Genomic DNA, 26,997 nt, shown 5'->3' with positions numbered 1-26,997 from the left:
CGGAGATCACCATGAGCGACACCACCGCCCCCTGTAGCACCAGCACCTGCGCGGTGCGCGCCGGCATCGAGTCGGACACCCAGCACGGCGCGGTGGTGCCGCCGCTGCACCTGTCGACCAACTACGCCTTCGAAGGCCTGGGCGGCAAGCGCGCCTACGACTACTCGCGCAGCGGCAACCCCACGCGCGACCTGCTCGGCAATGCGCTGGCCGAACTGGAACAGGGCGCGGGCGCGGTGGTGACGGCCAGCGGCATGGCGGCGGTGGCGCTGGCGCTGGAACTGGTGCCGGCGGGCGGCCGCGTGCTGGCCGCGCACGACTGCTACGGCGGCACCTGGCGCCTGCTCGACGCCTGGGCCAAGAAGGGCCGCTTCACGCTCGACTTCGTCGACCTCACCGACAGCGTGGCGCTGGCCGCCGGCCTGGCCGGCAAGCCTTCGCTGGTGTGGGTGGAGACGCCGTCCAACCCGCTGCTGCGCATCACCGACATCCGCCACGTGGCACAGGCCGCGCATGCCGCCGGTGCGCTGGTGGTGGTGGACAACACCTTCCTCTCGCCCGCGCTGCAGCAGCCGCTGGTGCTGGGCGCGGACGTGGTGGTGCATTCCACCACCAAGTACATCAATGGCCACAGCGACGTGGTGGGCGGCGCGGTGATCGCGCGCGACCAGGCGGTGGCCGACCAGCTGAAGTGGTGGGGCAACTGCAATGGCCTGACCGGCGCGCCGTTCGACAGCTTCCTCACCCTGCGCGGCCTGCGCACGCTGAGCGTGCGCCTGCGCCAGCACCAGGAAAACGCGCAGCGCATCGCCGACCTGCTCGACGGCCATGCCGCCGTGCGCAAGGTCTACTACCCGGGCCTGGACAGCCACTCCGGCCACGCCCTGGCCGCGCGCCAGCAAGCCGGCTTCGGCGCCATGCTGAGCTTCGAGCTGGAAGGCGAGGTGGCGCAGATCGAAGCCTTCGTCAACGAGCTGCAGTATTTCTCGCTGGCCGAATCGCTGGGGGGCGTGGAAAGCCTGATCGCGCACCCGGCCTCCATGACCCATGCCTCGATGGCGCCGGAAGCGCGCCGCACCGCCGGCATCGCCGACAGCCTGCTGCGCATCTCGGTGGGCATCGAGGACGGCGACGACCTGGTGCGCGACATCGACGCCGCCCTGGGCCGTGCGTTCGCCTCGCTGGCCAACAAACGCCGGGTGACCGCATGAGCGCGGTGCTGGCGGAAGCGGACGTCCGGACGTCCAAGCCCGCCGCGGCCGCCAGCGGCACGGCCATCGTGCTGCTCGGCACCGGCGTGGTCGGCGGCGCGCTGCTCAAGCTGCTCAATACCCCGGCCGCCGCTTCGCTACGCCTGGTGGCCGCGGCGAACTCGCGCCGCCAGCAGACCGATTCCCAGCAACTGGCCGACCGCGCCCTGCGCGAGAAGCTCAAGAGCCATGGCGAGCCGCGCGACGACGCAGCCCTGCTGCGCGCGCTGGACGGCAGCGGCGCGGCGGTGAAAGTCATCATCGACGCCACCGCCAACGCCAGCCTTGCCGCACGCCACGCCGACTGGCTGGCGCGCGGCTATCACGTGGTCACCGCCAACAAGGCGCTGGCCGGCGGCGAGCTGCCCGGCTGGCGCGCGCTGCAGGCAGCGATAGCCGAAGGCGGCCGCTATGGCGACTCCGCCACGGTGGGCGCCGGCCTGCCGGTGCTGTCCACCCTGCGCCGCCTGCGCGGCTGCGGCGATGCGCTGCTCACGCTGGAAGGCGTGTTCTCCGGTTCGCTGTCCTACCTGTTCAACCAGTACGACGGCAGCCAGCCGTTCTCCGCGCTGCTGCGCGAGGCGCGCAAGCTGGGCTATACCGAACCCGATCCGCGTTCCGATCTTTCCGGCGAAGACGTGGCGCGCAAGCTGCTGATCATCGCGCGCAATGCGGGCTTTGCGCTGGGCACCGACGAAGTGGACGTCGAAAGCCTGGTGCCCGAGGCGTTGCGCAACGTCGACACCGACACCTTCCTCGCCCGCCTGGAAGAACTCGACGAACCGCTGGCGCGCCGCCATGCCGAGGCGAAGGCGCGCGGCGGCGTGCTGCGTTTCCTGGCGCGGCTCAACCAGCGCGGCAAGGCGCGCGTCGGCCTGGTCGAAGTACCGGCGACGCACCCAGCGGCGCGGCTGTACGGCACGGACAACCAGTTCGCCCTCACCACCACGCGCTACCACTCGCAGCCGCTGGTGATCCAGGGGCCGGGCGCGGGGCCGGAGGTGACGGCGCAGGCGTTGTTGGGTGATGTGCTGGCCCTCGCCTGACCTCGACGTAGGTTGGGGTGAGCCAACGGCGAACCCCAACGGGGCGATGCGCTTGAAGGTGGTGATGTTGGGGTTCGCCGTTGGCTCACCCCAACCTACGCCGGCTTGCGTCGCCGGGACCTGAGCATAAAAAAACGCGCGGCTTTCACCGCGCGTTTTTATCTGGACGTCCGCAAAGCTCAATGCTTCGCGATGCGCTCCGACTCGAACTCATCCGGCGGCACCACCGGCGCCCCCGGGTGCGCCTGCGCCTCGATCTCGGCCGCTTCCACCGACGGCGTGCGCCAGCCGGACTTCACGCCCCACAGGTAGAACACCAGGCCGACCACGGCGACCACCGCCAGGTCCATGCCGTAGCTGAGGTAGCCCTTGCCGCCGAACGTGGTGCTGCCGGCCCAGGACACCAGGGCCAGGGTGGGCAGGTAGAAGATCAGCCACCATGCGCCCTTGAGCTGGCGGCCGAAGTCGTGCCAGCCGGCCTTGAGCTGGTAGTAGAAGTACACCGGCAGGGCCACGACCATCAGCAGGATGATTTCGCCGGTCAGCGGCCACTTGGCCCAGTACAGCAGTTCCGTCGCCATGATGAAGGCGATGCCGGCGAGCACCGGCAGGCCGGCGATGCGCAGCGGGCGGTGCAGGTTGGGGGCGGTGCGGCGCAGGGTCATCGCGCTGACCGGGCCGGTGAGGTAGGAAATGATCGTCGCCACCGAGATCACGGCTGCCAGCGTGCCCCAGCCGCGGAACTTGAACAGGAACAGATAGGACACCGCCAGGTTGAACCACATCGCCGGACGCGGGATGCCCCACTTCGGATGGATGCGGCCCAGCAGCTTCGGCAGCGTGCCGTTGCGCTCCATGCCGTAGATCATGCGCGCCGTGGTGGCGGTGTAGGTGATGCCGGTGCCGCTGGGGCTGATGAAGGCGTCGACGTAGAGCAGCATCGCCAGCCAGTGCAGGTTGACGATGATCGCCAGCTCCGCGAACGGCGAGCGGAAATCGATGCCGTGCCAGCCGGACTTCGCCAGCATCTCCGGCGGCACCGCGCCGAGATAGGCCAGCTGCAGGATCACATACACGATAGTGGCCAGCACGATCGAGCCGATCACCGCGAACGGAATGCTCTTGCCCGGGTTGTGCGCTTCGCCGGCGAGGTTTACCGGGCTCTGGAAGCCGTTGAAGCTGAATACGATGCCCGCGGTGGCCACGGCGGTGAGCACTGCGGCGAAGTCGATCGCATGCGCGTCGCCGTGCACGCCCACCGAGAAGTTCTCGCTGTGGAAGCCGCTGGCGATCAGCGCCAGGCCGGTGGCGGCCGGCACGACCAGCTTGAACACGGTGATGGCCGTGTTGGAGCGGGCGAACAGCTTCACGCTCCAGAAGTTGAGCAGGAAGTACACGATCACCAGCACGGCGGAGATGGCGATGCCCGCGTTGCTGAGCTCGCCGGTGCCGTCGGGCATGTGCATGTACAGGTCTTGCGCCCATTTCCACGGCCACGAGGCCATGTACTGCACCGAGGCTTCGGCTTCGACCGGGATCACCGACACGATGGCGATCCAGTTGGCCCATGCGCCGATAAAGCCGACCAGCGAACCGTGCGAGTAGTGGCTGTAGCGCACCATGCCGCCGGACTCGGGGAACATCGCGCCCAGCTCCGCGTAGGTCAGCGCGATCGTCATGATGATGGCCGCGCCGAGCACCCATGCCCAGATGGCGCCGGGGCCCGCCAGGCCCGCCGCGCGCCACGCGCCGAACAGCCAGCCGGAGCCGATGATGGAGCCCAGGCCGGTAAGCATGAGCGCAAAAGGACCGACGTCGCGCCGGATGGAGCTGGAAGAGGACATGCAAACTCCCGCAGGATCTGGATCTCGAAGGCCGCCCCCGCGGACGGCACAAGGGCCGGATGATGACAGCCCCTAGCGCGGCTGTCAGCCCGGCGGGACGGAACTTCGGAAGATTCTGCGGGTGCGGCAAGTGCATGGCGCGGCGCAACATTTGCCGGGAGGGCAAGGGGTTTGCGGCACCTTCAGGGGCGTATGGAGGGCGCTTGGGAAGCAGGCGCGCCCATCCATGGGCGCGCTTCTCCAGGCGGTGCTGCCTTGTGCCTTACGCGGTGATGTGGAGCTCCAGCCAGTCGGAGGCAGCCTGCAGCGCGGTCGCGGTCCGCAGATTCTCCGCCGGATCGCCCATGGTGTCGCTCCGTTCCTGCTGCGCGGTGGCGCGCAGGTCATCGGCCAGGGTCGCCTTGTTGCGCGCACCGCCGATGTTGAACGCATTCGGATTGGAAAGTACTCGCATCACCTCGGCCGCGCCCACGCACGGTGCCTGCGCATCGGCGGCCTTGAGCATGTCGTAGACATCCTGGCCGCTGAGACCGGCGTCCTGCAGCCAGCCGATGGCGGGACCACCGGAATGGTTGCTCTGCAGGATGTTCGGAACGATCCGCGCCAGGTCCTGCAGTTCGTCGGGCGAGATGCCGGTGCCCAGCCATTGCTTGACCTGGCCGGGGTCGCTGCTGGCCAGCATGTCGATGTCGCCCGGTTTCAGGTTCACGCCGTCCGCGCTCAGGTATTTCTTGACGTCCGCGTGCACCTGATTGGCGTCCGTGATGTCGTCGATCAGGCCGCCGGCGAACTGGAAGGGTGCCGCGACCAGGGAGCCGATGCCATTGATAAAGGCGCCGGGCACTTCGACCCCGCCCACTTCCAGCGTGCTGCCGATCACCGAAAACAGATCGCCGACGACGGCGCCGGCGTAGACGGGGTTGCTTTGCATGCTGTCGAAATCCGACTTGCATGCGCTGCTTGCGGCGATCAGCGACAGGCCGGGCACCAGGCGTGCGCTGAACTCGGCCAGGCTCGCGGTCTTGGTGCCGGCTTTCTCGGCTTCCACCAGCGATTGCAGGGCGCCACTGGCAAGTCCCGCGGTGGTGCCGAGGGCGGTGACATAGGAGTTGATCACTCCGCTGGCATTGTCGCCGAGGGAGCCATTGATGGCGTTGACCATGATCGAAGCCATCGCCAACCCTTTGCCGCCCGGGCCAAGCTCCTTGAACTCCTCGCCAAGCGCCTTCGCGGTAAAGGCATCTTCCTTGCCTTCGGCCATGCGCGTGTAGTTGGTAGTGATCTGCGACCAGCCGTCATTGGCCTGGAACAGCGGCGCGGCCAGGGCAAGCAACTGCGTGGCCGCGCCCTTGGCGTCGCCATGGCCTTCCACCAGCAACTGGCCTTGTGCCGCGGCGATGGCTTTGTCGATGAAGTCGGTCTGGTAATCGGAGAAGCCGTTGAAGGCTTTCGTTGCCGCGGGATCCTTGTCGATGGCCACCACGAAGGCCAATGAGGTCTTGCCCTGGCCGGACTGATTCAGATCCTGCATGCACTGGTAAAGCTGCTTGGCATTGTCCGGACTGCGCCCGGCGGCGGCGATCAGGTCATCCTGATGCGCATTCATGTACGAGGCGAGGTCGCGCCCGGCATCAGTCTCGGCCTGGTACACCTTCGCGTTGTCGGGGTCGGCGCGATAAGCCTCGATAAACGCCAGCTTCTGCTGGTCGTTCAACGGCCCGGCGTGATTGAGCAGTTCCGCCAGGTGCTCGTCCTTTTCCAGCTTGGCGCCATGCGCATCGTTGTAGGCCTTGAGCGGACTGTCCTGGGCGTTCGCGAGATAGCTTTGCTGGCCGATCGTGGCGGCGGCGATGATGTCCTGCGCCTGCTCGGCCCTGCCGTCGTTCTGCAGCGCATTGGCCAGGGCCATGGCGAGCGTGGGGCGAACGCCGCCGTTCATTGCCACCGTGACGGAATTGAGCGTCTGCTGGCTCCAGTCTTCGGCCTGGTGCAGATAGGCGCCGGCGACCTGGTTGGCCAGATCCTGCGCATCCGGTCCTTCGCCCAGCGCACTGATCACACGCTGCATGCTGCCGAAGGTCTGCTGGCCGGGTCCGTTCATCGAAACCTGCCCCATCTTCTGGATCGCCGGCAGGCTCTGGCGCACTACCGCCGCGGCAAGCGGCGGCGGCAGGCCCTGGATGCTCGCGAGCAGGGCGTGGGCGGCATCGAGCGAACCCGAGCCGTTCCTGCCATTGGCATAGGCCTGATCGACCTGGACGGCCGCTTCCTTGGCCCAGGCCTGCACGCGCGGATCCGCCGCGACGGCAGCGACCACTTCCGGCGGCTGTCCATTGAGCATGATGCCCTTGAGCTTGTCGGCCGCGCTGGTGCCGTCGGAGTACTCCGGGATCAGTCCGTTTACCTGGTTCTGGAACTTGTACGTGCCCACGGCGCCCTGGATCGTCGCGGCGAGTGACGCATCGCCAGGATGCCGCGCCACGATCGCGTTGCCGGCGTTGTCGATCAGCTGATCGGTCGGCGTGCGGAATGCGATCGGTGTGCCCTGGTTGCGGAACGCCACCTCGCCGGCCACTTCATCGGCGATGGCCTGATTCATGGTCTTCTTCGCCGCATCGATCCGATCCTGCTCGGTGCTGTCCAGGTCGGCGCGCAGGCCGGCGTTGCGTGGCGCACTGCGCATATCGTCGTCGCGCTGCTTGAGCGCGGCCTGGTAAGCGGCAATCGCCGCATCCGTCTTCTGCGCCGGTGTCTGCGTTGCCGGCACCGCTTGCGTGGCATTCGTCGCCGCATGCGGCGGAAGCGTCAGCATCTGCCCGGGCGACAGCGCAGTGTCGACGCTGATGTTGTTGCCGCGCGCCAGCTCTTCCGGCGCAACACCGTACTGCTGCGCAACCTTTGCGACCGTCTCGTTGCCGGTGACGGTATGGATCGGTGGCGGGGGCAGTTGGGGCTGTGCGTAGTTGCCGGAATCGTTCGCAGCGATGACTGTCATGGCGGACTCCTTGCCGTGTTGCCGTGGGGACTGGCACTGGCATTTAGGCCCGCTGTCATCGAGCGGCAATACGTAGTTTCCCTAGACTCAGGTTCTTGCGCCGCGACGCGCCTTGCGCGTCGCGGCTTGCAGCAAATGCGCGGAAAAAAGATTCCGCTCAGTAAGGACGTCCCTGGCCGTCCGTGCCATAGGCGATATGCAGCAGTCGCGGATCCGTCTCGGCGATTTCCTGGATATTTTCCGGCGTAATGCCACGGGCACGCATCGCATTGAGCTGGTCGGGACCTGCGCCGATCAGCGCCTCGCGCTCGTCCTTGTTCTCGATGCCGGCGCCTTCCAGGAACTTGTCCTGTGCTTCCTTGTATTCCTGGTCCTTGTGGTGCTGCTCGATGAAATGCAGCGCCACCACGGCGATGGTCGCCACCGCGATGCCGATCGGCCCCGCAAAGCCACCGAGCATTTCCTCGCCGCCGAACGCCGCCAGCGCCGCGCCGGCCGCGCCCACGCCGGAGAAGATCGCGGTCGGATAGTCGTGGTCCGCCACGCCCTTCACCGCGCCGGCGGCGAAGTAGGCCACGTTGAGCACGCCGATGAATTTCTCGGTGAGCTCCGGCGCTGCATGGCCCCATTGTTCGAGCACGTTGTTCTTGTCCAGTGCCTGGATGGTGCCGGTCAAGGCGTTCTTGGCCGGCGCCAGATCCAGGCCGAAGGCCAGCGAGCCGATCACGTTCTGCACGCTGGGGTCTTCGATGGTCTTGCCGGTCTGGCTGATAAAGGCCGCGCCGGTGATGCCCAGCGCCATCGTGCGGAACAGCATGCCGGCCTTGGCGTCGCTGAAGGGCAGCTCCTTCAGCTCCTGCAACTCCTTCTGCACCGAGGCGAACTCGTTGACCGCCTTGCCTTGCTTGGCGTCTTCCAGCGTTTCGGTGCGCAGCGAGTTGACCACTTCCTCCAGCTTGTCGATGCCCTTGTCCACTTCGCCCTGCGGAATACCCAGCATCTGCGCGCCGAGGCCGCGGAACGATTCCAGCGCCTGCTTCACCTTGGCGATGCTGGCGTCGTCGGACGGGTTCATCTCGCCCAGCGAAGGCATCAGGTGGCTGACCACATAGGCCTTGCCGACCGCGGCAGTGAAGTCCTTGTCCTTGTGGCCCAGCTCGATCAGCAGCTTCGCGGCTTCGCCGCCTTCCTCGCCGTCGAACACGCTGGGATCCTGCGTGGCGGCGAATTCGATCGACTGCCTGGTGGTGTCGTCGTCCAGCAGCTTGGCGGCGCCTTCCTTGGTGAGGCCGTAGCTCTTCAGGTTGTCGGGCACGCTGGTGAGCGAGGTGATGTCCAGATCCAGCGCGCGGACGTCGGCGACGAGCTTGTCCTTGTTCGCCTTCAGCTGGTCCTGCCAGTCCTTGCCCTTGCCATCGATATATTTCTGGATGGCCTGCTGCTTCTGGTCGTCGGTGAGGCCGGGGCCGAGGTCCTTGATCAGGTTGTTGAGTTCCTCGGTCTGCTTGGCATACGCCTGCATGTCCTGCTTCAGCGTCACCTGCTGCAGGTTGCCCATACCCAGCTTCACCGAGCTCACCATCTGCCTGGCCAGCGTGTTCTTGCCGTCCGCCTGCAGGTTGCTGGCCACGGCCAGCGCCAGCGCGGGATCGCCGCCGTCGGAGATGGCCTTGGTCACGTCGTTGTTGTTGGCGAGCATGGAATTGCGTTCCAGATACTTCGCCACGTCGCCGGCAAAGTCGCTCTGCGCCGCCTGGCCGGCGTCGCTGCCGCCGAGGTTGCGGTACACCACGCTGAGGTCGCGATAGATATCCGGGTCGGACATCGCGCTCAGCACTTCGCTGTTGCTCGACATCCACGACTGCGTGTCCTGGGCGTTCCACCAATGCGTGGTGACTTCGCGGCCCAGCTCCGGCGATGCGCGGGTGAGCTCGGCCAGGTACTTGGCGCAATCGGCGGCGGACTTGCCGCTGGCATCGTGCGCGGCATCGGCCACCCATTGCTTGACGCGCGGATCGGCCAGCACCGCATCCACCACTTCCTTGGGCTGGCCTTGCAGGTTGATGCCCTTGAGCTTGTCCGCGGCGCTCCAGTTGCCGTAGTAGCCGGGGATCAGCGCGTCGGCCCTGGCCTGCACCTGGTAGGTGTGCACCGCGTCCTTGATCAGCGGCGTGGCGCTGGCATCGCCCTGGTGGCGCGCGAGGATGGCGTCGCCCGCATTCGCCACCAGCTGGTCGGTGGGCGTGCGGAACTGGCCCGGCACGCCCTGGTTGCGCTGGGCGACTTCGCCGGCGATCTCGTCGTGGATGGCCTGGTCCATCGCGGTCTTGGCCTTGTTCACCGCATCGTCCGCGCCCTGGCGGATCTCCTGCCGCAGCGCGCCGTTCTGCGGCATGTTGCTGGTGGCCTCGGTGCGGTCCTTCACCGCCTGCTGGTAGGCGGCGATGGCGGCGTCGGTCTTGGCGGCCGGCGTGGCGGGGGCGGCGGGCGCGGCATCGGTCTGCGCGGGCTGCACCGCATTGGGCGGCAACTGCAGCTGCTGGCCGGGCGTGAGCTGGGTGTCGACCGTGATGTGGTTGGTGCGCGCAAGTTCTTCCGGCGTCACCTGGTAAGTTTTTGCGACGGTCGCAACCGTCTCCTGCGGCTTGACGATGTGCGGCGGGGGCGGAGGCGGCGTGGCCGGGGGCGTGTAGCGGACGGAAGATCCTGCGTCGACGGGGAACATGGCGCGCGCTCCATAGCAAATGAAAAGACCGGCGCATTCAGCGCCGGCCCGTCATGGAGCCGCAATAAGGAGTTTCCCTAGGTGACAGCCGCGCTACGGCTGTGCCGTCAGCACTCGATCACGTTCACCGCGAGGCCGCCGCGCGAGGTTTCCTTGTACTTGTCCTTCATGTCGCGGCCGGTGTCGCGCATGGTGGCGATCACCTTGTCCAGCGACACGCGATGCTTGCCGTCGCTCTTCAGCGCCATGCGGCTGGCGTTGATCGCCTTCACCGAACCCATCGCATTGCGCTCGATGCAGGGAATCTGCACCAGTCCGCCGATCGGGTCGCAGGTCAGGCCCAGGTTGTGTTCCATGCCGATCTCGGCGGCGTTCTCCACCTGCAGCACATTGCCGCCCAGCGCGGCGGTGAGGCCGCCGGCGGCCATCGAGCAGGCCACGCCCACTTCGCCCTGGCAGCCGACTTCGGCGCCGGAGATCGAAGCGTTCTCCTTGTACAGAATGCCGACCGCGGCGGCGGTGAGCAGGAATTCGATCACGCCGTCGTCGTTCGATTTGGGGCAGAAGCGGTGGTAATAGTGCAGCACCGCCGGCACGATGCCGGCCGCGCCGTTGGTCGGCGCGGTGACCACGCGACCGCCCGCGGCGTTCTCTTCGTTCACCGCCAGCGCGTACAGGTTGACCCAGTCGAGGATGGTGAGCGGGTCCTTCAGTGCGGCTTCCGGCTGGTTGCGCAGTTCCTGCGCCATGGCCGGCGCGCGGCGCGTCACCTTCAGGCCGCCGGGCAGGGTGCCGGGCGAGCGCAGGCCGCGGGCGACGCAGTCCTGCATGGCCTTCCAGATGGTGAGCAGGCCGGCGCGGGTTGCTTCCTCGCTGCGCCACACCTTTTCGTTTTCCATCATCAGCTGGGCGATGCTCATGCCGTGCTGCTCGCACAGCGCCAGCAGCTGGTCGCCGGTGGAGAACGGATAGGGCAGGGCGGTGGTGTCGGCGACGATGCGGTCTTCGGCCGCCTCGTCCTGGTTGACGACGAAGCCGCCGCCCACCGAGTAGTAGTCGCGCGTGCCCAGCTCGTGGCCTTCGGCGTCGTAGGCGGTGAAGCGCATGCCGTTGGTGTGGAACGGCAGCTTCTGGCGCTTGTTGAAGACCAGGTCGCGCTTCTCGTCGAATTCGATCTCGTGCCGGCCCAGCACGCGCAGGCGCTTGCTGTGGCGGATGCGTTCCAGCGTTTCGGGAATGCGGTCCGGGTCGACGGTGTCCGGATGCGCGCCTTCGAAGCCCAGCAGCACCGCCTTGTCGGTGCCGTGGCCGCGGCCGGTCATGGCCAGCGAACCGAACAGCTCCGCGCGCAGGCGCGCCACCCGGCCCAGCACGCCTTTTTCGTCCAGCCAGCGCTCGGCGAAGCGCGCGGCGGCGCGCATGGGACCGACCGTATGCGAGGAGGACGGCCCGATGCCGATCTTGAAGAGGTCGAATACGCTGACGGCCATGGCTTTGTGCTGGGGCTGGACGGGGAACCGGCTATTCTACGCATCCCCCCGCTGCCCCGCAGTCCGTACGCAAGCGTCTGTTGCCGCCATGGCCGATCTGATCCTCTACCAGCGCGACTACTGCCATCTGTGCGACCAGGCCCTGGCCGTGATGGCCGAGGCGCGCGCGCCGGATTTCGACAGCGTGTGGGTGGACGACGCGCAGGCGCTGGAAGACCGCTACGGCACCCGCGTGCCGGTGCTGCGCGACGTGCGCGACGGGCGGGAGCTGGACTGGCCGTTCGATGCGGCGGCGGTGCGCGCCTTCCTGGCGGTGAAACTCAGCGCGACTTGAGCCGGCGCAGGATCTCTTCGCGCGCCTCGCGCAGGATCGAATCGCGATCCAGCCCCGCCACGATGTCGGCCACCGCCCGCTTTGCCCCCAGCTCGCCCCAGGACTTGCCCGCCACAAGATAGCGCTCCGCGGCGCGCCCGATCAGCACCGTGGCATACCAGGCCAGTGCGCCCTGCGCGGCCGCGGTCACCAGCACCGACAGCCCCGCGCTCACGCCCTTCAGCGCCGAAGCCACCAGCTGCATGCCCCATACCGCGCCCATCAGCGCGGCGAGCTGGGCGGAGATCACCGCCACCAGCTTGCCGGATTCGGCCCGCGTCAGCGGCAGGCCATACACGCGCGACAGCTGCAGCACCATCGCCGCATCCATGCCGGCCGCGGCGAGCAGGTCGGCGACGGGGATGGGATTGAGCGCCACCGCCACGCCCTTGGCCAGGCAATAGTTGCGGATCAATTTATCGGCCAGCCTGCGCCGGCTTTCGGCGATGCGTTCGCTTACCTGGTCGGTAAGCCGGCTCGCATACAGGCCGGCGTTGAGCGCGGACAGCGTCTTGCCTTCGCGCCGGGCGATGGCGAGCAGGCGTTCGCGCAGGGCGGCCACGTCGGGCGGCGCCGGCAGTTCGCGCAGATGTTCGCAGCCGTGTTCGTCGGTTTCCATGCGCCGCTGCGGCGTGGGGCGCGCGGCGGCGGAGACCACGTCGTCGTCGCGCACCAGGCCATGCGCGCGTTCGCGCAGTTGCGCGAGCAAGGCATCGCGTTCGGCGGGTGCGTAGCGGTCGGCCTTGTTGAGCGCCAGCAGCAGGGGGCGCTGGGTGGCGGCCAGGGTCTTCAGCGCGTCGAGTTCGTCGCGGGTGAGGTCGCCGTCGGCGACGAAGATCACCAGGTCGCTGACTTCGGCCACTTCGAAGGCCAGGCGCTCGCGCGCCTCGCCATCGAGTTCGTTGATGCCGGGCGTATCGATCAGCACCAGGCCCGCTTCGCGCGCTTCGTCGAGCGCGGCCTGCTCGGCCTGGGTGGTCGTGCCGTGCAGCACGCCGACGGTGAACGCCTCGCGGCCCAGCAGCGCATTGCCCAGCGCCGACTTGCCGGCGGAGACGCGGCCGAACACGGCTACATGCAGTTCGCCGCGCTGCAGCCGTTCGAGCATGTTTTCGATGCGGCCGAAATCGCTGGCCAGTTCCGCGCGGATGGCCGGCGGAATGCCCGGATCGTCCAGCAGGCGGCGCAGGCTGTCGGCCATGCGCGCCTGCGCGCGCTCCGCCACGGGCGCCGCGGCGGGTGCCGTGGCGGCGTCCTGCGCGTCCGGCTTTACCAGCCAGCCGCGCAGGCGCTGCCACAGCGTGTCGCCGCTCATTACTTGGCGGTGAGCACGAGGTGCGCGTTGACCTTGACGTCGGCGCCGATCACCGAGGTGTCGGCGTATTCGCCGCCGCCCACGCCGAAGTCCAGGCGCTTGACCGTGCCGCTCACGTCCAGCGTGGCGCCGGCGCCGGCCGGCTTGAACGTGACGTTGAGGCTGACCGGCTTGGTCACGCCGCGCAGGGTGAGGTTGCCGTCGGCGATCACCTGCGCGCCGTTCTGGCGGAAGCCGGTGGTGACGAAGTGCGCCTTGGGAAACTTGGCGACGTTGAAGAAGTCGGAGCCGGGCAGGGCGCCGTCGCGGTCCTTGTCGCCGGTCTTGACGCTGGCGAGGTCCACTTCCACGTCGAACTTCGAGGTGGCGAGCTTGGCGGCGTCATAGCTGATCGCCGCGGTGAACTTGCCGAAGCTGCCGTCGAACGAGGCGCCCTGGAAGCTGCTGGTGAAACCCAGCTTGCTGCCGGCGGGCTGCACGGCGTAGTCGGCGGCGCCGGCCAGGCCGGGCAGGGCCAGGGCAAGCAGCAGCGAGGCAAAGGCATGGCGTTTCATCAGCGGTCTCCTTGAGAGGTATCGCCGCGCAGGCGGCGGAAGGGAAGCATGCGCAGCAGGGTGTTGTCGCGGTTCACCAGATGATGCTTCAGCGCACCGGCGACATGCGCCGCCAGCACCAGCACCAGGAACCAGAACAGGTACTCGTGCACGTCGCCGGCAAAGCCGCTCATGTCCTGGTTGGCCTGCGCCAGCGCGGGCAGGTTGAACATCTTGAAATACTGCAGCGGCTTGCCGGCGATGGAGTTGAACCACCAGCCGCTGAGCGGCAGCGCCACGATCAGCACATAGAGCAGCGCATGCACCGTATGCGCCGCCAGCTGCTGCCAGCGCGGGGCGGGGTCTTCGCGCGGCCGCCGTTCGCTGATGCGCCACAGCACGCGCAGCACGAACAGCGCCAGCACCGTCAGCCCGATCGACTTGTGCAGGGCCAGCCAGTTGATCTTCTGCATCGGCCCGTGCGCCAGGTCCATGCACAGGCCGAAGATGCCGTTGCCGATGATCAGCAGGGCCACGGTCCAGTGGAAGAACTTGGCGACCGAGCCCCACTGGCGGTCGTTGCTGCGCAGGCTCATGGGGTTTCCTTCTGAGTGTTGTCGACCGAGTCGTCGAGAATGGCTTCAAGTTCCAGCCACACGGTGACGTTGCGGCCGATCGAATGGGGGCTGGCGGTGATGCCGAAGTCGTTGCGGTCCAGCGTGGTGCGCGCGGAGAAGCCGGCCACGGTATGCAGTCCGTAGATGGTCTTGCCCACGCGGTTGGCGCTGAACGGCAGTTCCACGTCGCGCGTTACGCCGCGCAGGGTGAGCTTGCCGCGCAGCACGCCGTTGTCGCCATCCTTGCGCTCCACCGAGGTGGAGACGAAGTGGGCATAGCGGGCGCCCGCGCTGTCGAGATACGACCCGCCGAGCACGGCTTTGTTCCAGTCCGCATCGCCCAGGTCCAGCGAGGCCAGGTCGATATCCAGCTCGGTGGCCGAGCGGCTCCAGTCGTCGGGATCGAAGCGCAGCCAGCCCTTGGCGATGTGCAGCCGTCCGAACGGGCGGGAGTAGCCGTTGTGGTCGATGCTGAAAACGATCTGGCTGTGGACGGTGTCGTAGCGGTAGTTCGCGGATGCGGCGTATGCGCCGCTGGCGCAGGCGGCCAGGATCAGGGCGAGGGCGGTGGCGCGGGCGAAGGGCATGGCGGGGAAGTCTGGCCGAAGGTGGAAGGGGGCGCCAGCGGGTGGGCGCCGAACGGATTGTTTCCCTGGCGTCGCCACCTCCTGGTAAGTGCGCCAGAAGCCGGCGTAGGTTGGGGTGAGCCGCAGGCGAACCCCAACGACATGCCCCGTCAACATGCAACCTGGGCAGGGGGCGATGTTGGGGTTCGCCTGCGGCTCACCCCAACCTACGGCTGCGTTTTTTCCTTCCAGGCATCGAGCGTCAACGTCGCCAGTTCCTTCATGCGTGCACCGCTGCCATCCGCCAGCAAAGCCTTGAGCTTGTCCGCCGCGTCTTCCTGGTCCAGCGATTCGCGTTCGGCCAGCGAGGCGGCGAGTGCGCGGCCCAGGCTGTCGAAGATCAGCGCATAGGCGAACGCATGCAGCACGCCGCCGCCCAAGGTGCCGAGCCCCGGAAAAGCCTTCAGCGCATTGCCGGCGATGGCCAGCACCAGCGAGCTGCCGGTGCGCAGGGTCAGGCGGGCCTGGCGCAGGAAGTCGTCGATCTGCACGTCGCTCACCGGCACGCCGTAGAGCTTCGCCAGCTCGCGGGTCAGCGCGGTGGCGAGCGCGCCCTGGATCACCAGGTCGCTGCCGGGCGCGATCGCGGCCATGGCGCCGATCACCGCCCGCTGCGCGTAGCGGCGCACGATGCGTTCCGCTTCCGCCGCGCGGGTCTGCGTTTCCAGCGTGCCGACGCGTTCGTGCAATCCGGCGAGCACCGCGCGTTCGCGCTGCGCTTCCAGTCCTTCGGCGCCGGGCGATGACAGCCGCGCCAATGCCTTCCACAACGCATCGATGGCGGGCTTGCGCTGGCGTTCCACCTGTTCGACGCCGCCATCGGGCAAGGCGCGCTGGAAACGCTCGCTGCCGCCGGCGCTCACCGCGACTACGCCGGCCGCATCGCCGGCGGTCTGGCGGCGCAGGCGTTCCAGCAGCTGTGCGAGTTCTTCCTCGCTCCACTGGTCGGCCTTGTTGAGCACCACCAGCAGCGGCTTGCCGAATTCGGCGAGCCAGTGCACTTCCTGCGCCTGCGTGCGGGTGAGGTCGCCGGCGCAGACATACACCACCACGTGCGCGCGCAAGGCTTCCTCGCGCGCCAGCGTTTCGCGCGCCTCGCCGCCGGCTTCGCGGCTGCCGGGCACGTCGGCCAGGGTGAACGGACGTCCATCCGGCAAGCCGCTGTCGACGTGCAGCACCTGGCGCGTGGTGCCGCCGCGCACGTCGCTGGCGGTGGCGGCCTGCGGCGCGAGCGCGCGGATCAGGGTGGACTTGCCGGTGGAGATCTCGCCGAACAAGGCCACGTAGACGCGCGCCTCGCCGCGGCGGCGGTCCAGTTCGCCCAGCTCCGCGGCGAGCGTGCCGGTGTCGGCGCCGCGCGTCTGCAGTTGATCGATGCGGCGCTCCAGCGTGCCGCGGTCCGGCGCAGCCACCGCGCGCCGCGCGCGGCGCGGGCGCAGGATCCACCACAGCACCGCCAGGCCGGCCAGCGCGAACAGGGCGAGCGCGCTGCCCAGGGTCCATTGCAGCCAGGCCGGTAATTGCAGGAAACGCTGGGCCAGGGCCAGCGCGCGTTCGGCCGCGGCGAACAGCAGCCAGGCCAGGGCGGCCAGGGCGAGCGCGGCGATCAGCAGGCGTGAGCGGCGGGGCATGACGGGCATTCTATGCGGGGCCTCGCAAGCGCCATGGCGCTCGGGTTGTGGGGTGAAGGCATCTTCACACTTCTGGTCTCGTACCCGCCTGTCCGATTTGGCATGATCCCCCTGCTTAGGGGGAAATTCATGTTGTCTTCACTGCTGCTGGGCCTAGCGCTGCTCGCACCGTCGGCGTCCGTCGCCGACAAGGCCGCGGAGGGGCATGCCCCCATGCCCGCGCCCGCGGCGTCCGCCGGCATGGCCGGCGTGCTGCCCACGCCGCAGTTCCGCCGCTACGGCACCTTCAACGGCCTGCCCAGCAGCAGCGTGTATGCGGTGGCGCAGGCGCCGGACGGCGCCATGTGGTTCGGCACCAAGGGCGGCGTGGCGCGCTACGACGGCGTGGCGTTCAAGGTGTATCGCCACGTGGCGGACGATCCGCGCTCGCTGCACGACAACGGCATCGCCACCTTGCTGTTCGACGGCAAGGGCCAGCTGTGGGCGGCGGGACTGGAAGCGGGCCTCAACCGTTTCGATCCGGCCACGCAGACCTTCCAGCACTGGGCGCACGACCCGGCCGTGCCCGAGAGCATCGCCAGCGACAAAGTGTGGGACGCCATCGTCGGCCCCGACGGCGCGCTGTGGATCGGCACGCAGCACGGCCTGGACCGCATGCGTCCGGACGGCAGCGGCTTCGACCACATCGCCGCGCCGCCGCCGAGCAACGACCCCAGCGGTTTCGGCGCGGTGGGCGCGCTGTATCTGGACCCGAAGGGCCGCATCTGGATCGGCACCGACGAAGGCGTCTACGTGCGCGAGCCGGACGGCCGCATCAGCCAGGTGCCGCAGGAAGACCCGAAGGAAACCATCTCGGTGTGGCGCATCGAAGGCGACGGCGACGAAGTGCGCATCGCCGCCGCGCACGGCCTGCTGGTGGTGGGCACCGACGGCATCGCGCGCAAGTTCTGCAAGGACATTGCCGACTTCAACGTGCTCAGCAGCGTGCGCGACCGCGCCGGGCGCCTGTGGATCGGCACGCAGCGCGGCCTGTATCTGCAGATGCGCCGCGGCGGTCCGGTGAAGAAAGTGCTGGACCAGCCACTGCTGTACGGCAACCTGCCCGGCACCTGGGTGTGGGCGATCAAGCAGGACCGCGAAGGCGGCCTGTGGGTGGCGCTGTTCGACGGCGGCGTGGGTTATCTCGCGCCGGGCTGGAGCGGCATCAGCCGCTTCACCCACATTCCGGAAGACGCCGACAGCCTGCGCGACGGCGTGGCCACCGCGATGGCGCGCGGCCACGACGGGCGCGTGTGGGTGGGCGAGCGCGGCGGCCGCGTCGACAAGCTCGATCCGGTCACCGGCAAGGCCGAGCACGTCATCACCGAGATGCGCGGCGACGTGATCGGCATGACCGAGGACGACCACGACCGCCTGTGGGTCGCCACCCAGGGCAGCCTGTATCGCTACGCGCGCGGCAAGCTCGACAAGGTGCCCACCGCCGGGCGCGGCATGGTGCATCCGCTGGAAGTGGAAGTCGGCCCCGACGGCAAGCTCTATGCGCGCACCTTCGCCGAAGGCCTGTTCCGCGTGGACCAGGACACGCTGGAGGTGACGCCGGTGAGTTTCCTTCCGGCCGAGGAAAAAACGCGCTGGGGCGCGCAGCTCACCCTGGTCGGCGGCGTGTTCTGGTATGCCAGCGATGGCGGCCTGTGGCGGCTGGACCACAGCTACGATCATTTCGAACCGGTGCCGGGCGTGCGCAACGACCGCAAGGTCGACGCTTTCATCTTCACGCCTGACGGCAAGCGCATGTGGATGGCGCGCCCGGACGGCCTGGAGCGCTATCGCCTGGAAGGCGAGCACTTCGTGCTGGAGCGCCGCGTCGATGCGCGCCAGGGCTGGCCCTCGGTAAACGTGGCGGACCTGGCGCTGGACAAGCGCGGCCGCGTCTGGATGCTCGGCCGCGACGGCATGCGCCGCTTCGATCCGGACACGGGCAGCTTCCGCACCTTCGGCCTGCAGGACGGCCTGAGCAACGGCGAATTCGTGCGCGGCTACGCCGCCATGGCGGACGGCTATATCTACGCGCCGACCATGGGCGGCGTGGTGGCGTTCAATCCCGACCAGGACGAAGCCGACGCGCCGAAGCCGCAGGTGGCGATCACCGGCGTGAGCGTGCGCGGCCGCAACGGCCTGCAGCCTACGGTGCTGGGCGGCGGTCCGTTGGAACTGGACTGGCATGCGCGCGGCCTGAATATCGAAGCGCGCGTGTTCTCGTATATCGACCCCGCGGTGAACCGCTACCGCTTCCATCTGGAAGGCCTGGACACCGAGTGGGTGGACACCGGCACGCGCGGCGAACGCGAATTCGCCAGCCTGCCGCCGGGCGACTACACGCTCACCGTGATGGGCGCGGGCGCAGACGGCGTATGGGGCCTGGTGTCCGCGCCGCTGCAGGTCCATGTGCAGGCGCCGCCATGGGAGCGCTGGTGGGCGTGGTGCATGTATGTGCTGGCGGTCGCCATGTTCGCCTGGATGGCGCTGCTGGTATGGCGCCGCCGCCTGGCGCAGCGCCACCAGATGCAGCTGGCCGAACAGCGCAGCCGCCTGGCCGAGCAGGCCAGCGCGGCGAAGACGCAGTTCCTGGCCACGCTCAGCCACGAGATCCGCACGCCGATGACCGGCGTGATGGGCATGGCCGAATTGCTGTTGAACAGTGGCCTGGGCGCGCAGCAGCAGGAGTACGCGGAAGCGATCCAGCGCTCCGGCAAGATGCTGCTGAAGCTGCTCAACGACGCGCTGGACCTGGCGCGCATCGAAGCCGGCAAGCTGTCGCTGGACCTGGCGCCATTCGATCCGCGCGCGCTGCTGCGCGACATCGCCTCGCTGGAACAGGGCCAGGCGCGCGCCAAGGGCCTGGCCTTCAAGCTGGAGATCGCCGACGACCTGCCGGCGCGGGTGATGGGCGACGCGCTGCGCGTGCAGCAGATCCTGCTCAACCTGGCCAATAACGCGCTGAAGTTCACCGAGCGCGGCAGCGTGATCCTGCGCGCGCGGCGCGAAGGCAGCGAGTTGCGCTTCAGCGTGATCGACACCGGCCCCGGCATTCCGGAAGCCAGCCAGGCGCGGCTGTTCCAGCGTTTCGAGCAGGCCAACGGGCCGCAGCGGCGCGCCGGCAGCGGCCTGGGGTTGGCCATTTGCCGCGAGCTGGTGGCGCTGATGGGCGGCCATATCGAACTGGAATCGAAGGTGGCGCACGGCAGCAGCTTCCACGTGCACCTGCCGCTGGAGGTGGTGCAGGAAGAAGCCGCACCCAGCACGGCTCCGGCGCGCGCCTCCGGTGCCGCCGGCTTGCGCGTGCTGCTTGTGGAAGACGACACCATCATCGCGGCGGTGGTGCGCGGCCTGCTCGAACGGCAGGGCCATCTGGTGCGCTACGTGGGCAACGGCCTGGCGGCGATGACCGAGCTGGCGCAGAACGACACCGACGTGATGCTGCTGGATCTGGACCTGCCGGGCGTGGATGGTTTCCAGATCGCGCGCCTGATCCGCCAGCGCGAAAACAGCGGCACGCATCTGCCGATCATCGCCATCACCGCGCGTTCCGGCGGCGATGAGGAAGAGCGTGCACGTGCCGCGGGAATGGACGGTTTCCTGCGCAAGCCGCTGACCGGCGAGCAGCTGGCGGAAGCGCTGGCGGCGACCGTGGTGGCCGAGCCCGCGACGTAGGTTGGGGTGAGCCGCAGGCGAACCCCAACATCGCCACTTCAGGATGTGCAACGCAGCGTTGGGGTTCGCCTGCGGCTCACCCCAACCTACATGTCGTGCTTGGCGACCTCGATGCCCAGCCGCTTGTATTCCCCCCAGCGCGTGCGCGAACCCTCGCGCTCCGCAGGCTCCGCCGCCACCACTTCCAGCACGCGCTCGAAGCGCCCCGCGGGGCAGGTTTCGCGCAGGTTGATCAGCATCGGGCGGTCGGGCGTTTCCACGCCCGGCGGCACGATCAGCACGGCGGTGCTGTCGTCCTCTTCGTCGCCGGCGATCTGGTGCGGGATCCAGGTGTCCTCGTCGAAATCCCACAGCAGCTGGTCGATCGCCTCGGCCTGCTCGAAGTCGCGCGCGAGGATCAGCGTCGGCTGCTGCGCCGCATAGGCGCGCTTGGACAGCTCGCACACCAGCAGCAGCGGCTGTTCGCGGAAGCGCGGCTTGTCGATGAGGTAGAAGTCGGCGCGGGGCATGGTGGGCTTTGCCTGGGAATAGGGAATGGAGAATAGGGAATAGGGAATAGGAAGAGCGGGGCGCGCAAGCCTTGGGGGCTTTTGCGATTCCCTATTCTCTATTCCCTATTCCCTATTCCTGCGCGTTTACGCGCCCGCGTCAGAGACGCGGTCGAGCAGCCACTGCGCCAGCAGCGGCACCGGACGGCCGGTGGCCATGCCCTTGCGGCCTTCGTCCCAGGCGGTGCCGGCGATGTCCAGGTGGGCCCAGCGCTGGCCTTCGGTGAAGCGCGCCAGGAAGCAGCCGGCGGTGATCGCGCCGGCGTTCTTGCCGCCGATATTGGCCACGTCGGCGAAGCCGGAATCCAGCTGCACCTGGTAGTCGTCCCACAGCGGCAGGCGCCAGGCGCGGTCCAGCGAGGCTTCGCCGGCGGCGAGCAGTTCGGCGGCCAGGTCGTCGTGCTTGCTCATCAGGCCGCTGGCGTGCTTGCCCAGCGCCACCACGCAGGCGCCGGTGAGCGTGGCCGCGTCGATCAGCACCTTGGGCTGGAAGGTCTGCGCCGTGTAGGTGAGCGCGTCGCACAGGATCAGGCGGCCCTCGGCGTCGGTGTTGAGCACTTCGATGGTCAGGCCCGACAGGCTGGTGAGCACGTCGCTGGGGCGGTAGGCGTCGCCGTCGGGCATGTTCTCCACCGCCGGCACCACGCAGGCCAGGTTCACCGGCAGGCCCATCTTCACCGTGGCGACGAAGGCGCCGAGCACGCCGGCCGCGCCGCCCATGTCGTATTTCATTTCTTCCATGCCGGCGCCGGGCTTGAGGCTGATGCCGCCGGTGTCGAAGGTGATGCCCTTGCCGACGAAGGCGTAGGGCTTGTCGCCATCGGCGCCGCCCTTGTACTCCAGCACCACCAGTTTGGGCTTGTTGGCCGAGCCGCGGCCCACCGCGAGCAGCGAGCCGAAGCCGAGGTTTTCCATCTCCACGTGGTCGAGCACGCGGCATGCCACCTTGTCCTGGCCTTCGGCGAAGGCCTGCGCCTGGGCGGCGATATAGGCGGGGTTGCAGATGTTCGGCGGCAGGTTGGCCAGCTCGCGGGCGAAGCGCACGCCCTCGGCGATGGCCGCGGCCTGCTCCAGGCCGGCCTTGCCCTCGTCGCCGCCGGCAAAGGCCAGAGCGCCCAGTTCCGGCTGCGCGCTCTTCTCGCGCGGCTTGAAGGTGGCGGTGTAGCGGTAGGCGGCGTGGTCGGCGGCCAGCGCGGCGATGCGCACGCGCCAGGCGGCGTCGCGGCCGGGGACGTCCACTTCGGTCAGGCAGGACACCGCCGCCTCGATCGGCAGCCGGCCCAGCGCGCGGGCCGCTTCGATGCACACCTTCTGGAAACGCGCGCCGTCGAACGACTTCTGGCCGCCCAGGCCCACCACCAGCACGCGCCTGGCCACCACGCCTTCCGGCGCGAACAGCAGGTTGGTGCTGCCGGCCTTGCCGCTGATGTCCCCGCTCTCCACCTGGCGCTTGAGCGCGCCCTGGACGGCGGTGTCCACGCGGGCGGCCGCGCTGCTGAACACGCCGTTCTCGTACACGCCCACTACCAGGCAGGGGGTGTCGACGGTTTCGGGAGCGACGGGGCCGAGGCTGAACTGGAGCGTCATCGATAAGATCCTGCGGAGGTCCTGCCGGAGCGGCGGACAGGCTAGACTTGGGGTTTGCCGGACCCGAGCGGGCGCGGCACGGAGCCTTTAACTTTACCTCATGCTGAGCATCCTCGACCGATACTTCCTGCGGGAACTGGCCCAGACGGTCGCCGCCGTGGCTATCGTGCTGCTGGTCATCATGGCCGGCTCGGCATTCGCGCGCGTGCTGCAGCAGGTGGCGAACGGCAGCTTTCCGGCCAGCGTGATGTTCCAGGTGCTGGGCCTGAACATGCTCGACGGCCTGTCCAATCTGTTGCCGCTGGCCGGCTTCCTCGGCGTGTTCTGGGCGCTGGGCCGCATGTACCGCGAAAGCGAGATGCACGTGCTGGCGTCCTCCGGCATGGGGCCGATGGGCCTGCTGCGTCCGGTGGGCATCCTGGCGCTGGGGCTGGCGCTGCTGTCGGGCATCGTGTCGATGTGGCTGGGGCCGTGGGCCGCGCGCACCTCGGATGCGCTGGTGGCCAACGCCAACCGCTCGGTGATCGCCGCCGGCCTCGACGCCGGCCGCTTCACCCAGTTGCCGGGCAAGGGCGGCATCATCTTCGTCGACAGCCTGAGCCGCGACGGCAGCGTGCTGGGCAACACCCTGATGGTCACCGAGCGCCCCGGCAAGGACAACGGCCCGGCGGTGCTGAAAGTGGTCACCGGCCGCAGCGGCCAGCTCTATCAGGACACCAGCGGCGACGGCCGCTATCTGTCGCTGCACGACGGCTGGCAGTACGAGATCCCGCTGGGCGCCGACAACTGGCGCAAGATGAGCTACGCGCGCAACGACGCCGCGCTGTCCAGCGTGCAGAACGACGACAGCGACGAAGACCCCGCGCATACGCTGGACACCATCGCGCTGTCGCGCGTCACCAGCGCCGACGGCCGCGCCGAGTTCGCCTGGCGCATCACGGTGCCGCTGATGGCGGTAGTGCTGATGATGATGTCGCTGCCGATGTCCAAGCAGAGCCCGCGCGAACCGCGCTACGGCCGCATGATGCTGGCGGTGGCCGCGTTCTTCCTCTACTTCAACCTGCTGGCCCTGTGCCGCGGCCAGATCATCAAGGGCCATTGGCACAACGCCGGGCCGCTGTGGCTGGTGAGCCTGCTGATCCTGGCCGGCGCCGCGTGGATGTTCCGCAGCCAGTACGTGGCGCGCGCACCGCGCAAGGCTAAAGCGTGATGGCCGTGTCGCTCCGGCTCAAGCGCGTGGACTGGCTGATCGGCACCACGGTGCTCGGCTCGCTGCTTACCGTGTGGCTGCTGCTCACCGGCCTGGACGCGGTGCTGCAGTTCCTGCGCCAGCTCGCCTCGGTGGGCAAGAACGGCTACACGCTGACCAATGCGGTGGTGTACATCCTGGTCACCTTCCCGCGCCGCATGTACGAGATGTTCGGCCACTCCGCGCTGATCGGCGGCCTGCTCGGCCTGGGCGGCCTGGCCGCCAGCGGCGAGCTGACCGCGCTGCGCGCGGCGGGCATGTCCAAGCTGCGCATCGGCGTATCGGCCGTGGGCGTGGTGGCGGCGATGATCCTGGGCGTGGTGATCCTGGGCGAGACCGCCGCGCCGTGGGGCGACCGCCAGGCGCAGGCGATGCAGCTGCGCATGAAGTCCAGCAATATCGGCATGGCCGGCAATATGGGCCTGTGGGCGCGCGACGGCGACCGCGTGATCAATGCCAAGGCCGCCATGGCCAAGCAGCACGAGGAGCGCAGCACGGTGCAGCTGGCCGACGTGCGCGTGTTCACGCTGAGCAAGGACGGGCAGCTCACCCGCTTCGATTGGGCCAAGACCGCCGAGCACGACGGCCGCCACTGGATCATGAGCGACGTGCGCAGTACTACGCTGGATGATGCGGGTACGCACAGCAAGGTGAGCCCTAGGGAGCAGTGGGATTCGAGTTTGAATCCGCAGGTGCTGGAGCAGTCGGTGATTCAGCCGCAGTATCTGCCTATGCGCGATTTGCGGCGGAATATTCGCTATCTGGAGGCTAACAACCAGAATCCTGGTGTGTATGCGGTGGCGTTCTGGACGCGGGCGTTGTATCCGCTGAATGTGCTGGTGCTGGTGTTGTGTGCGATGCCGTTTGCGTTTGGGACGCTGCGCTCGGGTGGCTTGGGTAAGCGGATGTTTATTGGCATTCTGCTGGCGATCGGGTGGTATTTCTTGCAGAAGGCTATGGTGAATTTTGGCACTGTGTATGGCGTGCCGCCGATGTTGGCTAATTTGTTGCCGGCGGTGATTTTGGCTGTCGCGGCGTGGTTGTACTTCCGTAAGCACGGGTAGTGCTCTTCATTGCGACGTGCTCGTCATTCCGGCGTAGGCCGGACGAGCGCGTAGCGCGAAGAACGCCCGTAGGGCGGCCCCGAAGGGGTGAGCGAAGCGAATCATCCAGTAACGGTATCGTTTGGTTTTCGCGGTGACGCGAACTGGCCGCTTATGCAGCGGGCATTCCGGACGCCTGCCGGCGCCCGGGTCACTTTCTCTTTGCTGGCCCAAAGAGAAAGTAACCAAAGAGAGAATGGCCTAAGAGCCACTGCTCGCGACGCGACTAGAAGGAGCGGTGGGCGGCTGCGGTAACCTGATTAACCTGGGTCTACACGAAACCACAGTGCGTTTACGTAGCGGGTGCTTCAACGTGCCGTGGCGAAGAGGATGTTCAAGGACTGGCGCCAGCCTTTGCTCTTCGTTCCTGCTTACCTCACGCCATCACCCCTCTCCCCTCCGGGGAGAGGGCAGGGTGAGGGGCCGGGGCTCGCGGTAACGCCGCATCGGGCGCTACTTCACCTCTTCCGCATCCGGCGCAAACTTTCCCTCCTCAGCCAGCCGCGCGAACAGGCCGCCGCGCCGAATTAATTCGTCGAAGCGGCCCTGTTCGATCAATCTTCCCTGATCCAATACCAGAATCAGATCCGCATTGCGCACTGTGGAAAGGCGGTGTGCGATGACGAAAGTCGTGCGGCCGCGCGTCAGGGCATCCAGCGCTTTCTGGATGCGCGCTTCGGTGGTGTTGTCCAGGGCGCTGGTTGCTTCGTCCAGCACAAGGATCGGTGCGTTCTTCAGCATCGCTCGTGCGATAGCAAGGCGCTGGCGTTCGCCGCCGGACAGTGAGCGGCCGCGTTCGGCCACCATTGTTTCGTAGCCTTCGGGTTTGCGTGCGATGAATGCGGCTGCTTCCGCGGCAACTACGGCGGCCTCGATTTCGGCGTGGTCGGCGTCGGGTTTGCCTACGCGCAGGTTGTCCAGGATGGAGCGGTAGAACATGCCGGGGTCCTGGAATACCACGCCTACGTTCCAGCGCAGGGATTCCAGGGTGATGTCGCGGATGTCGTGGCCGTCGATGGTGATGCGGCCGCCGCTGGGGTCGTAGGCGCGGTACAGCAGGCTGAGTGCGGTGGTCTTGCCGGCGCCGGTGGGGCCGACCAGGGCAATGGTGGTGCCGGGTTCGGCGCGGAAGCTCAGGTCGTGCAGCGCGGGCTGTACGGGGTCGTAGCCGAAGCTCACGTGTTCGAATGCTACTTCGCCGCGCACCGCGGGCAGGTCCTTCGCGCCAATGGCGTCGACCACGCCGGGGCGTTCGTCCAGCACGGCGAAGTAATCGCGCAGCGACTGGCTCTGGAAGAACAGGCCGGAAATGAAATTCGCCAGCTGCTCCAGGCGGCCGATCAGCATCATCGAGAAACCCACGAAGCTGACGATGCCGCCCACCGTCACCTCGCCGCGCGCATGCAGCGCGCTGCCCAGCGCGAAGATCGCCACGATGGTGAGCGTGCTCGCCGCGCGGTTGAGCACCGACAGGATGGCCCAGCCGCGCAGCACCGGATACTGCGCATCCAGCACGCGGCGCATCATGTCTTTCAATGCAGCCGATTCGGCGGCCAGGCGGGTGAAGCTCTGTACTACCGTCACGTTGCCGAACACGTCGCCGGCGCGGGTGGCGATCTCGTGGTGCAGTTCCTCCACTTCACCTTGCGCGCGGTGCGTGCGGCGCACCGCCACCGCGTTGAAGGTGGCGAAGCTCAGCATCAGCGCCACCATCAGCAGCGCCAGTTTCCAGTTCATCCACAGCGCCAGCGGGATCATCACCACGATCGCCAGCAAGGTGGCCAGCTGCTCGCGGAAAAAACCCAGCCACAGGCCGAACAGATTGCCCACGCCGTTGTTCATGATGCGCGCGAGGCGGCCGGTGTGGTGCTCGCTGTGGAAACCCAGCGAGAGCGCCGCCGCATGCTCGAAGAACAGCGCGATCGCCGCGAGGCGGCGGCGGTGCGCGAGGCGGTCCGCATGCAGCGACACCCACACGCCGGCCAGCACGCCGCCGAAGCCGACCGCAGCCCACCAGGCGATCAGGCGCGGCGCGCTTTTGGCTGAAGGCGCGGCCAGCGCATCGACCACCCGGCCGAACAGCACCGGCTCCAGGAAGAACACGCCGGCCAGCGCGAGATTGGCCAGCGCCAGCGATATGGCCAGCTTGCGCTCCGGCGCCAGCAGGCCGAGCACGCGCAGGTAGAGGCGCAGGAAGGACAAGGCGACGGCTTCCCGTAAGGCGCGGTATCGCGTGGCGCGTAGCATCGCATGGGGCGGCGCGCGGCCGGAATTCGGCCACATCGGCTAGGGCTGGTGGTTACCATAACTTTCAAGCTGAAGTCCTTCTCCCTCCGGCGACCCGAAGGTAGTCC

General features: G+C 68.1%; 18 protein-coding genes. 6 read left to right on the top strand and 12 right to left on the bottom strand.

Annotation, left to right across the window (positions count from 1 at the left end; genetic code table 11):
• Window positions 1–11: 11 nt before the first annotated feature.
• Together metB and ISN75_RS18165 are read left to right on the top strand one after the other, a co-directional pair.
• Complete coding sequence (gene metB / locus ISN75_RS18170; RefSeq protein WP_210427729.1) at window positions 12–1,211, top strand: cystathionine gamma-synthase; 1,200 nt, start codon at window positions 12–14, stop codon at window positions 1,209–1,211.
• Window positions 1,208–2,296 (top strand): homoserine dehydrogenase, encoded by a 1,089-nt coding sequence (locus ISN75_RS18165; RefSeq protein WP_168647807.1) that lies wholly within the window; start codon window positions 1,208–1,210, stop codon window positions 2,294–2,296. Before metB ends, ISN75_RS18165 begins: the two co-directional genes overlap by 4 nt.
• A 179-nt stretch (window positions 2,297–2,475) precedes the next feature.
• Here the strand turns inward: ISN75_RS18165 and ISN75_RS18160 are convergent, their stop codons facing one another.
• From ISN75_RS18160 to ISN75_RS18145, 4 genes are all read right to left on the bottom strand, one after another.
• On the bottom strand, window positions 2,476–4,140 hold the full coding sequence (locus ISN75_RS18160; RefSeq protein WP_167257020.1) for an APC family permease: 1,665 nt from the start codon (window positions 4,138–4,140) through the stop codon (window positions 2,476–2,478).
• A gap of 262 nt (window positions 4,141–4,402) precedes the next feature.
• Window positions 4,403–7,204: a LysM peptidoglycan-binding domain-containing protein gene (locus tag ISN75_RS18155; RefSeq protein ID WP_423385091.1), complete on the bottom strand. Its 2,802-nt coding sequence runs from the start codon at window positions 7,202–7,204 to the stop codon at window positions 4,403–4,405.
• Window positions 7,205–7,292: 88 nt separating this feature from the next.
• A complete protein-coding gene (locus ISN75_RS18150) occupies window positions 7,293–9,860 on the bottom strand; it encodes a LysM domain-containing protein (protein ID WP_343820504.1) in 2,568 nt (855 codons plus the stop codon).
• A gap of 107 nt (window positions 9,861–9,967) precedes the next feature.
• Window positions 9,968–11,350, bottom strand: coding sequence for an L-serine ammonia-lyase (locus ISN75_RS18145; RefSeq protein ID WP_167257017.1), 1,383 nt, complete (start codon window positions 11,348–11,350; stop codon window positions 9,968–9,970).
• An 88-nt stretch (window positions 11,351–11,438) separates the two neighbouring features.
• Here ISN75_RS18145 and ISN75_RS18140 point away from each other — a divergent pair, with 88 nt between their 5' ends.
• The gene (locus ISN75_RS18140; protein WP_167257016.1) at window positions 11,439–11,684 is read left to right on the top strand and encodes a glutaredoxin family protein; all 246 of its coding nucleotides are present in this window, start codon (window positions 11,439–11,441) and stop codon (window positions 11,682–11,684) included.
• On the opposite strand, the gene ISN75_RS18135 is transcribed toward ISN75_RS18140, so the two are convergent.
• The 5 genes from ISN75_RS18135 to ISN75_RS18115 form a co-directional block, all read right to left on the bottom strand.
• Window positions 11,671–13,038, bottom strand: coding sequence for a DUF697 domain-containing protein (locus ISN75_RS18135; protein ID WP_423385090.1), 1,368 nt, complete (start codon window positions 13,036–13,038; stop codon window positions 11,671–11,673). The two genes, ISN75_RS18140 and ISN75_RS18135, sit on opposite strands and share 14 nt — an antisense overlap.
• Window positions 13,038–13,592 (bottom strand): YceI family protein, encoded by a 555-nt coding sequence (locus tag ISN75_RS18130; protein ID WP_167257014.1) that lies wholly within the window; start codon window positions 13,590–13,592, stop codon window positions 13,038–13,040. Before ISN75_RS18130 ends, ISN75_RS18135 begins: the two co-directional genes overlap by 1 nt.
• Entirely contained in the window at window positions 13,592–14,167 is a 576-nt protein-coding gene (locus ISN75_RS18125; RefSeq protein WP_168647812.1) for a cytochrome b, read from the bottom strand. Before ISN75_RS18125 ends, ISN75_RS18130 begins: the two co-directional genes overlap by 1 nt.
• Window positions 14,164–14,775 (bottom strand): YceI family protein, encoded by a 612-nt coding sequence (locus ISN75_RS18120; RefSeq protein ID WP_167257012.1) that lies wholly within the window; start codon window positions 14,773–14,775, stop codon window positions 14,164–14,166. The genes ISN75_RS18125 and ISN75_RS18120 overlap by 4 nt, the downstream gene beginning before the upstream one ends.
• A 206-nt stretch (window positions 14,776–14,981) precedes the next feature.
• On the bottom strand, window positions 14,982–16,445 hold the full coding sequence (locus ISN75_RS18115) for an Era-like GTP-binding protein (RefSeq protein WP_343820508.1): 1,464 nt from the start codon (window positions 16,443–16,445) through the stop codon (window positions 14,982–14,984).
• Window positions 16,446–16,574: 129 nt separating this feature from the next.
• On the opposite strand from ISN75_RS18115, the gene ISN75_RS18110 reads away from it, so the two are divergent.
• On the top strand, window positions 16,575–20,156 hold the full coding sequence (locus ISN75_RS18110) for a hybrid sensor histidine kinase/response regulator (RefSeq protein WP_343820509.1): 3,582 nt from the start codon (window positions 16,575–16,577) through the stop codon (window positions 20,154–20,156).
• 86 nt (window positions 20,157–20,242) lie between these two features.
• Here ISN75_RS18110 and ISN75_RS18105 read toward each other — a convergent pair whose 3' ends face one another.
• On the bottom strand, window positions 20,243–20,665 hold the full coding sequence (locus ISN75_RS18105; RefSeq protein WP_167257009.1) for a DNA polymerase III subunit chi: 423 nt from the start codon (window positions 20,663–20,665) through the stop codon (window positions 20,243–20,245).
• A 126-nt stretch (window positions 20,666–20,791) separates the two neighbouring features.
• The gene (locus ISN75_RS18100; protein ID WP_343820511.1) at window positions 20,792–22,291 is read right to left on the bottom strand and encodes a leucyl aminopeptidase; all 1,500 of its coding nucleotides are present in this window, start codon (window positions 22,289–22,291) and stop codon (window positions 20,792–20,794) included.
• A 100-nt stretch (window positions 22,292–22,391) separates the two neighbouring features.
• Here ISN75_RS18100 and lptF point away from each other — a divergent pair, with 100 nt between their 5' ends.
• Window positions 22,392–23,501: an LPS export ABC transporter permease LptF gene (gene lptF / locus ISN75_RS18095; RefSeq protein WP_167257007.1), complete on the top strand. Its 1,110-nt coding sequence runs from the start codon at window positions 22,392–22,394 to the stop codon at window positions 23,499–23,501.
• On the top strand, window positions 23,501–24,604 hold the full coding sequence (lptG, locus tag ISN75_RS18090) for an LPS export ABC transporter permease LptG (protein WP_167257006.1): 1,104 nt from the start codon (window positions 23,501–23,503) through the stop codon (window positions 24,602–24,604). The genes lptF and lptG overlap by 1 nt, the downstream gene beginning before the upstream one ends.
• A gap of 492 nt (window positions 24,605–25,096) precedes the next feature.
• Here the strand turns inward: lptG and ISN75_RS18085 are convergent, their stop codons facing one another.
• Window positions 25,097–26,845, bottom strand: a complete 1,749-nt coding sequence (locus ISN75_RS18085; protein WP_343820512.1) for a glucan ABC transporter ATP-binding protein/ permease — start codon at window positions 26,843–26,845, stop codon at window positions 25,097–25,099.
• Between the last annotated feature and the right edge of the window lie 152 nt (window positions 26,846–26,997).

Origin of the sequence: Dyella marensis, assembly GCF_049532885.1 — a bacterium.
GTDB lineage: Bacteria > Pseudomonadota > Gammaproteobacteria > Xanthomonadales > Rhodanobacteraceae > Dyella_D > Dyella_D marensis.
The sequence above is the reverse complement of the archived record's forward strand: the minus strand, read 5'-3'. Positions and strand labels throughout refer to the sequence as shown.